The 14,156-nt window shown below is 47.9% G+C and carries 11 protein-coding genes; 5 read left to right on the forward strand and 6 right to left on the reverse strand.

Annotated elements, in window-relative coordinates; genetic code table 11:
- Positions 1-4 precede the first annotated feature (4 nt).
- Positions 5-559, reverse strand: coding sequence for a hypothetical protein (locus F458_RS0115975; RefSeq protein WP_156824277.1), 555 nt, complete (start codon positions 557-559; stop codon positions 5-7).
- Positions 560-654: 95 nt separating this feature from the next.
- Between F458_RS0115975 and F458_RS0115980 the strand changes: the two genes are divergently transcribed.
- The 3 genes from F458_RS0115980 to F458_RS20235 all read left to right on the forward strand — a co-directional run bounded on the left by F458_RS0115980 (position 655) and on the right by F458_RS20235 (position 3,600).
- Positions 655-1,524 (forward strand): mechanosensitive ion channel family protein, encoded by an 870-nt coding sequence (locus F458_RS0115980; RefSeq protein ID WP_018984445.1) that lies wholly within the window; start codon positions 655-657, stop codon positions 1,522-1,524.
- A 70-nt stretch (positions 1,525-1,594) separates the two neighbouring features.
- Positions 1,595-3,070: a methyl-accepting chemotaxis protein gene (locus F458_RS0115985; RefSeq protein ID WP_018984446.1), complete on the forward strand. Its 1,476-nt coding sequence runs from the start codon at positions 1,595-1,597 to the stop codon at positions 3,068-3,070.
- A 2-nt stretch (positions 3,071-3,072) separates the two neighbouring features.
- Complete coding sequence (locus F458_RS20235) at positions 3,073-3,600, forward strand: DUF6436 domain-containing protein (RefSeq protein WP_018984447.1); 528 nt, start codon at positions 3,073-3,075, stop codon at positions 3,598-3,600.
- A 1-nt stretch (position 3,601) separates the two neighbouring features.
- Here the strand turns inward: F458_RS20235 and F458_RS0115995 are convergent, their stop codons facing one another.
- The 4 genes from F458_RS0115995 to F458_RS0116010 all read right to left on the reverse strand — a co-directional run bounded on the left by F458_RS0115995 (position 3,602) and on the right by F458_RS0116010 (position 10,804).
- Positions 3,602-4,543 carry a histone deacetylase family protein gene (locus F458_RS0115995; RefSeq protein ID WP_018984448.1) on the reverse strand — a complete coding sequence of 314 codons (942 nt, stop codon included), beginning with the start codon at positions 4,541-4,543 and terminating at the stop codon, positions 3,602-3,604.
- Complete coding sequence (locus tag F458_RS0116000) at positions 4,540-6,381, reverse strand: bifunctional acetyl-CoA hydrolase/transferase family protein/GNAT family N-acetyltransferase (protein WP_018984449.1); 1,842 nt, start codon at positions 6,379-6,381, stop codon at positions 4,540-4,542. Before F458_RS0116000 ends, F458_RS0115995 begins: the two co-directional genes overlap by 4 nt.
- A gap of 147 nt (positions 6,382-6,528) precedes the next feature.
- Positions 6,529-9,639, reverse strand: coding sequence for an efflux RND transporter permease subunit (locus F458_RS0116005; protein WP_018984450.1), 3,111 nt, complete (start codon positions 9,637-9,639; stop codon positions 6,529-6,531).
- 28 nt (positions 9,640-9,667) lie between these two features.
- Complete coding sequence (locus F458_RS0116010; RefSeq protein WP_018984451.1) at positions 9,668-10,804, reverse strand: efflux RND transporter periplasmic adaptor subunit; 1,137 nt, start codon at positions 10,802-10,804, stop codon at positions 9,668-9,670.
- Between the two features lie 103 nt (positions 10,805-10,907).
- On the opposite strand from F458_RS0116010, the gene F458_RS0116015 reads away from it, so the two are divergent.
- Positions 10,908-11,522 (forward strand): TetR family transcriptional regulator, encoded by a 615-nt coding sequence (locus F458_RS0116015; RefSeq protein WP_018984452.1) that lies wholly within the window; start codon positions 10,908-10,910, stop codon positions 11,520-11,522.
- A gap of 283 nt (positions 11,523-11,805) precedes the next feature.
- On the opposite strand, the gene F458_RS0116020 is transcribed toward F458_RS0116015, so the two are convergent.
- Positions 11,806-12,423, reverse strand: a complete 618-nt coding sequence (locus F458_RS0116020; protein ID WP_018984453.1) for a DNA-J related domain-containing protein — start codon at positions 12,421-12,423, stop codon at positions 11,806-11,808.
- A 134-nt stretch (positions 12,424-12,557) separates the two neighbouring features.
- Between F458_RS0116020 and F458_RS0116025 the strand changes: the two genes are divergently transcribed.
- Complete coding sequence (locus F458_RS0116025) at positions 12,558-13,280, forward strand: DUF1499 domain-containing protein (RefSeq protein ID WP_018984454.1); 723 nt, start codon at positions 12,558-12,560, stop codon at positions 13,278-13,280.
- Positions 13,281-14,156 lie beyond the last annotated feature (876 nt).

Here is a 14,156-nt window from a genome sequence, read left to right on the forward strand (position 1 = left end):
CACCTTAAAACTCGATCAGTAACTTATGGTCACGAATGCTTACCGATTTAGGCATCTGGTTGCCAAGAAAAGGGATATCGAGATCTTTGAGATCCAGCAGTAAAATCATCGGCGCTGGCTTATTTTTGAGTTGTTTGACCTGCTCCAACAGATGCGCATCCTGCTTCAGGTTATGTTCAATCACTTCAAAATCTGTCATACGCGGCTCAATCACCTGTAACGTGCGCTTTTCACCGGAATAATCCAGTGTACCGTCGAAAGCGGCGCGCGCTTTCACCCGTTGTTCGCCACGGTTGGCGGTGAGTGTGACCTCAACTTTTAACTGATTGGCCACCCCAAGTTCCAAAAACGGTTCGGTAAAGACCGCCTCAATCCCCTGATATTGCTGGGTCTGAGGAAAAGCTGCACCAATCATTTGATTCAGGTCTTGTTGCGATAACCGCAGCGAAAAAGCCTGCGCCTGCGACGCGCAAGCGATAAAAAAGATGACAGTCATCAATATCTGTCGTAGAAAGCGTTGACCCATTTGTCTCTCAATCTCATAAACAATTAGAATCACTGTACCATAATCACCTCATTTCACAGCATCTTCCCTAATGCTTTACGACGATGTTACGTTTAAGCGGGTTTACACAGGAGTTGAAGCCTTTCAGTATGTGGGACCAAATCAATGAAAATCTTAAAATAACGTTATTTACCCTCTACGATCACGCATTTACGCTGGGCGAGGTTCTACTGGTCCCCATTGTTTTAGTGGGCGGCTGGTTTATCACTAACAAGTTTGCCCATCTTGCGACGTTCAGGCTAAGAAAAACCGGCGCCAGCGCTGACACCATCCATCTTTTTAAGCGCATTTTTTATATTCTGGCCATGGCGGTGCTAATTATCACCACGCTGGATTTTCTAAATGTACCTCTTACCGCCTTTGCGTTTCTTTCCGGTGCTGTAGCTATCGGCTTTGGTTTTGGCGCACAGAACATCATTAATAACTTCATTAGTGGGTGGATTCTGATGTGGGAACGCCCGATTCGCATAGGCGATTTTCTTGAAGTTGCAGAGGCCCGGGGACGGGTAGAAGCCATAAATACCCGCTCTACCCGGATCCGGCGGGTGGACGGCGTACATATGCTTATTCCCAACAGTAAACTTCTTGAAAATACAGTCGTAAACTGGACGCTGATTGATTATCTTACCAGAACGTCGGTCCGGGTTGGCGTTGCCTATGGCTCTGATTGCAGAAAAGTCGCGGCCCTCATTAAGGCTGCTACAGAGGCACAAGAGGCGATTCTGACAGAGCCTGAGCCGGTGGTTATCTTTGATGATTTTGGCGATAACGCGCTCACCTTCGAGGTATTTTTCTGGGTAAACGCCACGGTTGAACGCGATTTGCGTCTGATTCGAAGCGATTTGCGTTTTGCCATTAATGATACGTTCAACGAAAATGAGATTGTGGTTGCTTTTCCACAGCGCGATGTCCATGTGGATGGCAAGCTCTCTCTCGTCTCCTCCGAGACGAATAATTAATCTAAAGTTTAGAGGTTTAGATGCGTTGACGCTGCTACACTCCTTCCCTCACGTTGTATGGGAGAAAAGCATGTACCCGTGGCATTACGACGGAAACAAAATATTCCGTAATATTCTTATTGTGCAGTTTGTCGCTGCAATCGTTATCGGTTTTATTACTTCACAGCTAACTGTCGCAGTAATATTGGGTGTACCAATTGTTGCCTTGCCTTTGATTTTGTCAGTTACTCAACCCGGGCGGTTTATTACCCAGGTTTGTCAGGCCGTCGGCACCCAGCTGATGACTGCTTTGCATATTCATCTGTCGTTTGGCCTTATTGAAATGCATTTTGAAATATTTGTATTGCTTGCGTTTCTGGCCTATTTCCGTGACTGGCGGGTTATCGCTGCGGCCACTGCTGTTGTCGCGGTGCATCATATCGGCTTTTTCTTTATGCAGCAGGGCGGAACCCCCGTGTATATTTTCGAGACCGGTCATATCACTTATGGCATTTTGCTATTACATGCTGGCTTCGCGCTCACTGAAGGGGCCGTGTTGATGCTAATGGCACATAAAGCCAAACAGGAAGGCGAAGCAGGCCTGGATATCAGGGTTGCCATTCAGAAAATGCTGGAGAGCGATGACAGTATTAATCTTGATGTTCCCATCAACACAAGAACAAATAACGGCAAACAACTACAACGTTTAATTACGCAAATCGCTGCACTGGTGGAAAAATCGCGACATTTAACCGGTGAACTGGCCACCGCCACCAGCCATATCAGTCTTTCCGCGGATTACACAAGAACCTTTTCGGAGTCGGCAGTGGGCGAGATCGCACTTATATCGTCCTCCTCCGAGGAAATTGCGGTATCAACCGCGCAGGCAGCGGAGCAAACCCATAAGGTGAGTGATCTGACCAACGAAGCCACTGGACAGATTGATGCATCAAAACAGATGGTTAACTCTACTGGACAAACTATCGAATCATTGAGAGCCACCCTCAATGAGGCAGCCACAACCAATGAAGAACTTAATCAGCATTGTGCTGCAATCTCTGAAACGATGCGAAATATCACTGCGGTAGCTGATCAAACCAACTTACTGGCGTTAAACGCTGCTATCGAATCGGCCCGGGCTGGCGAGCACGGCCGTGGATTTGCTGTAGTGGCCGATGAGGTTCGTACACTGGCGATTCGTTCTAAGGCCAGCGCCGATCAGATAAGCGACGCAACCGAACAGCTTCTTGTCAGCACACAGCGATCGGTAGAACAAATGCAAAGTTGCATCAGTCTAGTGGATGAGGCGGTCAATAATAGCGGCCATGCTTCCGTCAGCATGGAAGAAATTGCCCTCAAAGTCGCTCAGGTTTCCCAGCTTATGGAGGAATCCTCCTCGTCTGCCACTGAACAGCAGGAAGCCACCAGCTCAATCGCTCAGAGCACCACCCGACTTCAGCAAATCATTGATGAAGGCAGTGGCCACTCGATAACACTGACCGAGCAGGTCGATAAACTAAATCAGTTAAGCGACTCCATGCACAATACACTGATTGGTTTTAAATAATAATGAAGCAGCGTGGTTGGTGGATACTTGTTGGCTTATGGTTTACCGCTTGTGCGTCAGGGTTAGGCTACTACTCCATCAGCCACATACAGACATTTGATCCGCATCTCACCCTTAATCAGGCGGCCGCGGGCCAGGATTTTGATAAGCAGCTTAGCGCAACCTTGGCTCAGGCAGCCGTTTTGCCGGGTACGCTGCTGCATATTCGTCCAGAGGGCGAGTGTTATTGCGACACGCTGGCACGTACCCACTTGCGGGCATTGGGAGAGGCCTTGCCTTCCTATAGTATTAAAAGTATGTCCGTTTCGTCGCTACCCGGAGTTAGCCGGTGGCTGACACGTTTACCCGCCCTGGCGCTGTTGGATAAAAACGGAGAGGTACGGTATCTGGGGCCTTATGCATTAGGCGCCGGATGTTTTAGCGGTAATACTCTGGAAACGCGAATTATTGCACTAGCCAACTCATCGTTGCGCAGTCCTGGCGCAGTGGTAATCAGTGACGCCACTGGTTGCTTTTGCGATGCGGCCTGAATCAGGCTCCGCCGGTTTCCTGATTATCACCACCCAGCCCTTTTAAATGGGCCACCACGCTTCGCCCTAAAGCACTGAGGTCGTAACCGCCCTCAAGGCTGCTGACTACTCTACCATGACAATAAGTATCAGCCAGATCGCGAAGCTGATGGCTTATCCACTTATAGTCGTCTTCGCTGAAGCGTAAATGCGCCATGGGGTCTTCAGCGTGGGCATCAAACCCAGCGGAAATAACAATAAGCTGAGGTTTAAAGCTATGTAGCCGCGAAAACCAGTTGCTGGCAGCCTCGCGAAATTCTTTTCCCGTGGCCCCAGCATTCAGTGGTGCGGCCACAATATTATCGGCATGAGGCTGTGTGCCGGTAAACGGATACAGAGGGTGCTCAAAAGAAGAACACATTAATACACGGGATTCACCCTCAAAAATATGCTGGGTCCCATTTCCGTGGTGCACATCAAAATCAATGATAGCAACACGTTCCAACGCATATTTATTCAGCGCATGGGCCGCTGCCAGCGCCACATTATTGAAAAAACAAAACCCCATGGCCTTATCTTTTTCAGCATGATGCCCCGGCGGACGCACCATGCAAAATGCCTGGCGATTTTCTGCGGCCATCACCCAGTCCACAGCTTCTGTGGCTGCTCCCGCTGCATAACGTGCCGCCGATAATGTTTTATTCATCATGGCAGTTTCATCATCCAGCCAGACTATCCCCTCCTGGGGTGCGCGACTGAACAAGTCATCAACATAGTCCTTAGTGTGAACCTGATACAGGGCACTCTGATCAATCATCTGCGCATCAGCATGCTCACAACTCATCTCTAGCCCCGAGGCGAGCAACTGATCGTTAATCGCATGAATACGTTCAGGACATTCCGGGTGATCGGGCCCCATATCATGCGATAAAGAGTCCTTGCCCCGATATATACGAATCGTCATGGTTGTTCCTCTAAATCCAGCACCAGTTCAACATCACTGGGGTCATCACTCAGTTTTCGCCGAAAACCGTGCTGTTCAAAAATAGTTATCATAGGTTTATTGTCTGCCCGAACGTAGGCCATCATTCGACTGATTTGTCGCTGCCGGGCGATATCTATTAAACGGGCCAGCAGACGCGTCGCCATGCCTTTGCCCTGATGGGTCTCCCGGGTTACAAAAGCAGCTTCGCAGGAGTTATCCTCTGGATAATAATAAAAACGGCCGACGGCGTGGATAGTGATACGTGAGCCATCCTGGCGAACGATACACAAAGCGGCATCAGTGCTTTGATCCACGCTTACCAGATTGCAGGATTTCTCCCGTGACATTTGTTTAGGATCGTAGTTATACCGCAAGCGCAGCGTTTCTTTGGTATGTGAGTAGAAAAACTCCTGTAGCCGGCGCTCATCAGCAGGATTCAGCGGCCTCAGATAAAAGGTTTCTCCCTGAATCACCAGCTTTTTCAGTTGAATAGCCCCCAGCTCAGGTATTTCGGTAGGGTATTTTTCCTGATAGTGCGGTACCCAGTAATGCTTTCTTACCTCTTCAAGCAAATGGGCGCGAAATTTAGGATGGGCCACCCGAATCAATTCCAGCGCCCGCTCCCGGATACTCTTACCTTTTAGCGACGCCACGCCGTATTCAGTAACCACATAGTGCACATTGCCGCGGGAGGTGACGACACCGGCACCTTCAGTAATACTTGGCACAATTCGGGAAATGGTTTCGTTTTTTGCTGTCGAAGGCAAAGCAATAATAGGTTTACCACCTTTGCTAATTGAGGCCCCTGAGACAAAATCCACCTGCCCGCCGATACCAGAATAGAAGTCATGGCCGATGGAGTCTGCTACTACCTGCCCCGTTAGATCTACTTCTAATGCACTATTAATCGCCACCATATTGTCGTTCTTGGCAATATTGGTGGGTTTATTGACATAACTGCTGGCATAAAACTCAATATGCGGGTTTTTATCAATGAAGTCATACAGCTGACGGCTGCCAATAGCAAAGCTGGTGACTGTTTTGCCGGGATGAAAAGTTTTTTCACGGTTCGTAACGGCGCCGGATTTTATAAGCTCAATAGTGCTGTCTGTTAGCATTTCGCTGTGAATGCCCAAATCTTTGTGCTTGCACAGGTACTTAAGTGTGGCACTGGGGATTTTGCCGATGCCAAACTGGAGGGTTGCGCCATTCTCGACCAGCATGGCCACGTATTGACCAATCCGTTCAGCCTGATTATCAATAGGCGGCGGCCTTACCTCTGTCAGGGGCTCATCGTGTTCAATACAGGCACAGAATTCTGATATGTGCACATAAGAATGGCCGGCCGTACGTGGCACGTGTTTGTTTACCTGGGCAATAACCCGATCGCAGTGGCGCACCGCAGACATACAAATATCTACCGAAGCACCCAGGGAGCAGTACCCAAACTCGTCGGGGGGACTGACGTTAATTAACACGACATCAAGGGCTAGCGTTCCATCGGTAAACAGGCTTGACACTTCAGACAAAAAACACGGGGTATAATCAGCCCGACCTTCATCCACCGCCCTACGGACTTCCTGTCCGCCGATAAAAAATGTGTTCACTTTGAACAGATCGCGGTAAGTTTCCTGCGCCCATCGGGTGTCACCTAGGGCCAGGCCGTGAACCAGCTCAATATCACTAAGGCCCTGACTATTATCGATAAGATTCTGAATCAATGCATAAGGCACTGACGCGTGTCCGCCCACAAAAATTCGGCACCCGGATTTTAGCAGCGTGCGCCAGTCAGGCTTGTCAGGTAGCACGATGTCCATAATTGTCTCCACCAAGAAACATTCTCCCATCATGCCAGATTTACCACACAATGCACGCAGGCCGGTGCAGTATCCTATAAGCGATTAGTCTTAAAACACAAAAGGCAGCGTCATGCTGCCTTGTGAATAGTAACGCCCGGAATAATCTTACTCGTTCTGCTCGACTTCTTTTCTTCTGAAAAGTTTTTCCACAAAAACGTAGAACATAGGGACAAAGAAAATCGCCAGGAATGTAGCCGCGAACATACCGCCCATGACCGCAATACCAATAGCATTCTGACTAGTGGCACCGGCCCCACTGGCTATTGCCAGCGGCGTGACACCTAAAATAAACGCCATCGATGTCATCAGAATTGGCCGGAAACGCTGTTTTGCTGCGACTGATACTGCAGTCATCAAATCGACTCCCTCTTCCACCTGTTCTTTGGCAAACTCCACGATGAGTATCGCGTTTTTGGCGGCGAGCCCCACCGTAGTCAAAAAGGCCACCTGTAAGTAAACATCGTTAGGCAGATTAAAGAAAAATGCCGCTACCACGGAGCCAAGGACGCCAAGAGGAACAACCAGCATGACGGCAAATGGCACGGACCAGCTTTCATATAACGCCGCAAGACATAAGAACACCACCAGTATGGATAACGCGTAAAGCATGGGTGCTTGCGAACCGGCAGCTTTTTCTTCAAAAGAGATTCCCGCCCAGGCCAGGTCAAACCCATCAGGTAACTGTTGGACCAGCTTCTGCATCTCATCCATTGCCTGGCCGGTAGACACACCCGGTGCCGGGCTGCCCTGAACATTGACCGACGAAATACCGTTAAACCGTTCTAACTTCGGTGAACCATAGTCCCATCGGGACGTGGCAAATGCGCTAAACGCCACCATTTCGCCATCGTTATTACGCACGAACCAGCTGTCTAAATCCTCAGGATCCATGCGATACGGTGCATCTGCCTGCATGTATACGCGCTTTATCCGCCCATCATCAATGAAATCGTTCACATAGGCTGAACCCCATGCAATGCGCAGCGCATTATTGATTTCGTCGAGCGATACGCCCAGCGCGGAGGCTTTTTCATTATCAATATCAATCTTGAACTGGGGCACATCACTTAAGCCGTTGGGGCGCACACCGGTCAGGTTGGGGTTCTGCGCAGCCATTCCTAATAACTGGTTCCGCGCATTCATCAGCGCCTCGTGACCATTGCCACCGCGATCCAGCAACTGTAGGTTGAAACCGGTAGCATTGCCCAGCTCACGTATCGGCGGCGGTAAAATTGGGAAGGCCTGAGCATCATCCAGTTGACTGAACGCGCCAAATGCACGCTTGATTATCGCAAATGCACTTTGCGACTCATCGCGTTCAGACCAGTCGTTTAAATGCACAAAACCCATCGCCGCGTTTTGCGCTGAACCAGCAAAACTAAAACCCACCACGGTAAACAAATCGTGCACCGCGTCTTTATTTTCCTCAAGGAAAAAGTCTTCTACCTCTTTCACTGACTCCAGCGTGCGCTGCGCGGTAGAGCCCGGCGGCGTGTTGAGCAACACCATTATATTGCCCTGGTCTTCATCAGGTAAGAATGCCCCAGGCAGCCGCATAAAGACGAACACCATAGCCCCGACCATTACGCCGTAAACTACCAAATAGCGTTTAAAACGCGCCGCAATATGGGTCGCTGTGCGCTGATAACGATCACGACCTTTATTGAAATTACGGTTGAACCAGCCACCGAAACCCTTGTTTTTGTCTTTGTTCGGATCGTGCTTTTTAAGCAATGTTGCACACAATGAAGGCGACAAAATAATAGCCACCAATACAGAAAACGCCATTGCTGAAACGATGGTGATGGAAAACTGACGGTAAATAGACCCGGCCGAGCCGCTGAAAAACGCCATGGGTATGAATACAGTAGACAAAACTGCCGCAATTCCAACCAGTGCACTGGTTATCTGCCCCATAGATTTTTTCGTGGCCTCTTTAGGAGAAAGTCCCTCTTCCTCCATGATTCGCTCTACGTTTTCAACCACGACGATAGCGTCATCTACCAACAGACCAATGGCCAGGACCATAGCAAACATGGTTAGTACGTTGATACTAAAGCCAAAAATATACAGCACTGCAAAGGTGCCCAGCAAAACCACCGGCACAGCAATAGTAGGGATTAATGTGGCCCGCCAGTTCTGCAGGAACAAGAGCATGACCAGAAATACTAACACCACCGCTTCTACCAGCGTTTGCACAACAGATTTGATAGATAATTCAATGAAAGGGGAGGAGTCCACCGGGTAAACCACTTCCACGCCCTCAGGGAGCTGGCTTTTAAGCTCCTCAACCCGGGCTTTAACTCTTTCGATAGTGTTTAGCGCATTGGCCCCACTGGTCAGACTGACCGCCATACCAGAAGCCGGCTTACGTTTGTAGCGAGTAATATAGCTATAATCCTGAGAGCCTAACTCTACTCGCGCGACATCTTTAAGTCTGACCTGCGAACCATCGGTATTGACGCGAAGAACAATATTTTCGAAGTCTTCTGTTGTCTGCAGCAGCGATTGTGCCTGAATGGTAGCATTAATCTCCTGCCCTTCTATGGCTGGCATGCCGCCGAGCTGGCCGGCAGACACATCGGTATTCTGGATTTGAACAGCAGCCTGCACATCAACGGGTGTCATATTAAAGCTGTATAACTTATCCGGATTGAGCCAGATTCGCATAGAGCGCTGGGCACCGAACACTCGCACATTGCCCACGCCGTTAACTCGGGAAATAGGATCGCGAAATTCTGATACCAGCAGGTCGCTCAAATCAAACTGAGTCTGTTCACCATCCACTGAATAAAAGCCAATTACCAGCGCAAAACTGTCGTTAGATTTAGTGACCGTAACCCCTTGTTGCTGCACAGTCGCGGGTAGCAATGAGACAGCGCTCTGGACTTTATTCTGGGTCTGAACCTGGGCTGTATCTGGGTCAGTACCAGGTTCAAAAGTCAGATTAATCGACATGCTTCCGCTTTGGCTGCTGGAAGAAAAATAACGTAAATTATCAATACCGTTAAGGTTTTGTTCGATGACCTGGGTTACTGAGTTTTCAACACTTTTTGCCGAAGCGCCTGGGTAAGAAGCACTTACAGTAACCGATGGCGGTGCAACTTTCGGGTACTGTTCCACGGGCAAACTGAATATAGCCAGTACGCCGGCCAGCATGGTGATGATTGCCAGCACCCAGGCAAATACGGGTCGATCAATAAAAAAACGTGCCATAGATCTAAGTTCCTGCCAGAATTAAAAGTCAGCTGCCCTGAGAGCTTTGCGTTTGTGGATTTACCGTCGCACCCGGCTTCACTTTCTGATAACCGGCCACAATGATGCGCTCCCCCTCGCTCAGCCCACTACTAACCAGGTAACTGCTCTGGTAGCTTCTGGGGACTTCAATGGTTCGGGCTTCGACCTTATTATCTGCAGTAACCACATAAACAACTAATGAACCATCAGGCTGGCGCATCGTCGCACGTTTAGGTACCAGTAGGCCCTGGTCTTCTGACTTAATAATATGTGCCTTTACGAATAAACCCGGCATCAGTACGCTATCCGGATTGGGAACTACCGCCCGTAAGGTCACACTACCTGTGGTTTCATCCACAGTCACTTCCGAGAACTTAAGCTCGCCGCGTTGTTCATATGTGGTGTTACTGTTTTCATCCAGAACCACTTCAACCGGCATAGCCTGCTCGCCCTGCATAGCACGGCGCAACGCTATAATGGCTTTGCCAGAATTTTGCATGTCTACAAAGACAGGATCGAGTTTGGTAATTGTGGCTAGCTCCTGGGCCTGGTTTGCTGTTACCAACGCACCCTCAGTGACATATGAGCGACTGATTTGACCGCTAATAGGTGCATAAACTTTGGTGTACTCGACGTTGACCTGGGCCAGGTCAATTGCCGCCTGGGCTACACTTATCTGTGCTTCTGCCTGCGCCGCCTGCGCAACCACATCGTCATACTCCTGCTTACTGATAGAGTTACCTGAAAGCAGGTCTTCGTAACGACTGGCTTTAGCTTCTACTGTCTTAAGATTTGCTTCTGCACTCTTAAGATCAGCCCTGGCGCTTGCCAGTTCAGCTTTATAGCGCGCATCATCGATTTGGTAAAGCTGCTGCCCCTTCTCAACGACAGCGCCTTCTTTAAATAATCGCTTAGTGATGACACCGGCCACTTGCGGGCGTACCTGGGACTGACGAAATGCTGAAATACGTCCGGGTAACGCAAGAATATCCGGCACTGTAGAACGCTTCACAGTCGTTACGGTAACAGCGGTCGCTGGAGCTTCGCCGCCTTGAGAGCCTTGACCTTGCGCTGACTGTTCTGAACAGCCAACTGTAGCGAGCAGCAAAAACGCCACGGCACTTAAAATGAAATGTCGCTTCATAGCAATGATAATCCTGAGTGTGCACTGGACAAATTATGTATAAACCTATACCTTTTAAAGATACGTTCTTGTATGTATGTTGTCAATCAAACCAGGAAACGCAATGAGACGCACTAAAGAAGAAGCCGAGCAAACAAAACAAGCCATTTTGGATGCCGCCGTAGACGTCTTTACTGAGCGAGGCGTTGCACGTGCGACCCTTGAGCAGATTGCACAGAGTGCTGATGTTACAAGGGGTGCGGTGTACTGGCATTTTAAGAACAAAATTGAAATTTTTGATGCATTGCATGAGACCCTGCATACCCCCTTTATTGAGAGAATCATGCAGGGATTGGAAGTCGAACACCCGAATCCTGTCGACCAGCTGCAGACTATTTGTACAAATTTAATACTCGATTTGGATAAAGATGCGCAGCGTTGTAAAGCGATTAAACTGTTTATGTTTAAATGCGACTATTCCGGTGATTTTGAACAATGTAAGGCTCGGCACAACGAAAAAAAGCGGGAAAAGCTGGCAGCGTTTGAAGCCTACTTCGCTCGTGCAAAAAAGAATATGACGCTACCTGACACAGCCGATCCCAAAGTATTGGCCCTCTCGGTAAGTTGCTTCATTCGCGGCGTCGTAGCAGAATATCTCGAATCACCGGAAACGTTTAAACTGGGCCAGGATGTTCCCAAAATGATGCAATTATTTTTCAGTGGTATCCTTACCAAATAGCCCGCGTGAAACAGCGCTACGCGAAGTTCTCTCATGCGTCATAGAGAATATTTCAGATTTTGCGCTCTTATTATCTGATAGAAATAAGCCAGCCGATAAAACAGAACTGATATCTAATTACCTTGTCGGGCATGTCTGAAGTTTATGTGACCTCTTTTAGCCTGACTTCTCTCCGTTTAAGGTTGCCGCATTCAATAGTCACAACACCGACACTGCTTACAAAAGTAAAAGGCTCGCGCGAGCATGTGTTGCTCCACAACATAATTGAGGTAAAAAGAGGCTGCTAATTACGCACCATTAGAATCTGATAGGCATCGGTTAGTGACTGGGATCTGGTTACACTGCCCCCTTTGTCAGGGTGATATTTGTGCTGCAGCGCTTTATAACGACGTTTTATCTGTAAACGCGTTGGGGTAGAGTCTGGTAAGAAATTCATAATACAGAGCGCCTCTGCCACTTCCTGTTCACTGGCCTGCCTCTCTGTGTTCATTGTGCGCCAAAAGCTGTCTAACAAATCGTCCACATCACTGGTGCTGGTTTTGCTAAAGTGCGACCAATCCAGATAGTAGTCCCTTAGTGGATCGGCATCGGTAATATCTATACCAGACGCAGACTGAGCAACTAATTTAATCTGGGTGGCTGATATTAGCAGCTCGCCATGCCCCGATGTATGTAACTTATCTTTGAGTAAGTATAAACAGTGGAAAAGAATAAAGTGAGTTTGAAACAAACTCAGTGAGTCCCGCAGCGCATTTTTATCCAGTAACTTATATTCATCAGATTGTAGTAACCCAATCAGTTCAAACTCTGTAATACCTGCTTTGAGACGACACAACTCCTCTGCCAGCGCATCAGAGATTTTTTTTACTAATGGATGTTCTGTATGGTGCTCAAGAGGCATACATACTCACTTTGTTTAAAATAATTAGTATTTAGCAATTACATGAAAAATGTATTACTCATTTATTAGGTGCGCCGTCGGCATGTTTATAGTGTAATGATAGGTAAATATTAAAACAAATAAGGGAACTTACTGTGCGAATTATTGTAGCGTTTTTAAGCATTATCAGTTTTTTGATGGTGGTACTTCCAGGGCCACTTTATCAGTATTTCGGGATGGATTTAGGTTTAGCGTTTACCTCTATCCGTTATGGCGTTTTTGTCGGTGGGGCCGCTCTTATCGTTATAATTCTACAAATAATTATTGCCCGTAAGACAGTCAGATGGGGGAGTACGTTATTTTATACCGTGCTGGCGCTCGTTGCTGTGATTATGCCACTTAGCATGATGGGAAAAGCTTCTACCGTACCTCCAATTCATGACATTACTACAGATGTAACAAACCCACCGGGCTTTGTAGCGGTAGCACCATTGCGTGCTGAAGCACCTAATCCTTTAGAGTATGAAGGTGGCGAAATAACCAGACAGCAACTTGATGCCTATCCGGAGATAAAAACACAACTTTTTGCCCGCCCGATAGATGAAGTTTACACAGCAGCCGAAAAAGTGGTCCAGGAGATGGGCTGGGCGCGTGTCGAAACTAACGCCAAAGAAAATACTATTGAAGCAACCGCCACGACTACCTGGTTCGGCTTTAAAGATGACGTGGTAATTCGACTGACACAAAAAGAAGACGATACTTTGGTAGATATTCGTAGTAAATCACGGGTAGGACAGAGCGACCTGGGAAAAAATGCAGAGCGCATTAATACATTTTTTGAGAAATTAAGACGTAAAACCGATGTTGTGTCTGAATAAAGCAATATAAGTAGCGGTGTGGGTGAACCACTGTTGTCACCCACTCTGTTCAACTGTGATACATCACTGGATAATAGTGGGTTTGCGAGTACTTCAATATTGATAAAGTGACAGATACATCTTAAACAGAATTAAACTACTAACAATTGAAAAAATAGAGTAAGTGTTGCTCTGCTGCTTCTTCAACGCATAAATCCTCTTCTTCCTCGCTGTATTTCAATAACGATTTTTGTTCATCTAAGCCTATGCACTTGCAGATGTAGGGTCTTACACTGAGGCTGTGTCATGCGTGTGAACAAGCCTTCAAAAGTATCAAGATGGATAAGTTTACAGCCTTTATAAGGTCAATACTGTCGGACATGTTTTTTAAAAAACGAGCGCCGTTAGGGCTGATACAAGCTTATACACTAGTCAATATTCACTGCAATACGCGTCACTTCTTTTCCGGGTATAACCTCTACATAGTAAGCGCTGGCCCTGGTAAACAACTAAATTACCGGTATACAGGCGAGGGATCGCTTATAAGAAGGTCCTTTTTTATTCTGATAGAGAATGTTGAGCATAGCTACCCACCACGTGTGAAAACACATGATTATTTCAGCTGTATGATATGGACGATCGTAGCTTCGCGAAAAACTTTTATGGAACCAGTTTTAATAGCGTTAGCTGACCGAACCTGTAGCAGCATCAGGAAACGTTTCATCGTCAGTGATTTAAGTCCGCTGTAGCCGGCAAGGGACAGTGTGCTACTCTGCCAACCACGTTGTCACATGGGGTTGGACCCACACTGGGTGAAGAGCGGTGCTTCGTCAGAAGCATGGCGAATGCCGGTGGCATTCGACAAGGGATGAACCGGCAGCAAGGATGCTGCCGTGG

Origin of the sequence: Salinimonas chungwhensis DSM 16280 (assembly GCF_000378185.1) — a bacterium.
Lineage (GTDB): Bacteria > Pseudomonadota > Gammaproteobacteria > Enterobacterales > Alteromonadaceae > Alteromonas > Alteromonas chungwhensis.

What these genes read in the sequence shown, in the direction of transcription:
- F458_RS0115980 (WP_018984445.1), top strand. Translation starts at nt 655, where the DNA reads ATGTGGGACCAAATCAATGAAAATCTTAAAATAACGTTATTTACCCTC.
- F458_RS0115985 (WP_018984446.1), top strand. Translation starts at nt 1,595, where the DNA reads ATGTACCCGTGGCATTACGACGGAAACAAAATATTCCGTAATATTCTT.
- F458_RS20235 (WP_018984447.1), top strand. Translation starts at nt 3,073, where the DNA reads ATGAAGCAGCGTGGTTGGTGGATACTTGTTGGCTTATGGTTTACCGCT.
- F458_RS0115995 (WP_018984448.1), bottom strand. Translation starts at nt 4,543, where the DNA reads ATGACGATTCGTATATATCGGGGCAAGGACTCTTTATCGCATGATATG.
- F458_RS0116000 (WP_018984449.1), bottom strand. Translation starts at nt 6,381, where the DNA reads ATGGACATCGTGCTACCTGACAAGCCTGACTGGCGCACGCTGCTAAAA.
- F458_RS0116005 (WP_018984450.1), bottom strand. Translation starts at nt 9,639, where the DNA reads ATGGCACGTTTTTTTATTGATCGACCCGTATTTGCCTGGGTGCTGGCA.
- F458_RS0116010 (WP_018984451.1), bottom strand. Translation starts at nt 10,804, where the DNA reads ATGAAGCGACATTTCATTTTAAGTGCCGTGGCGTTTTTGCTGCTCGCT.
- F458_RS0116015 (WP_018984452.1), top strand. Translation starts at nt 10,908, where the DNA reads ATGAGACGCACTAAAGAAGAAGCCGAGCAAACAAAACAAGCCATTTTG.
- F458_RS0116020 (WP_018984453.1), bottom strand. Translation starts at nt 12,423, where the DNA reads ATGCCTCTTGAGCACCATACAGAACATCCATTAGTAAAAAAAATCTCT.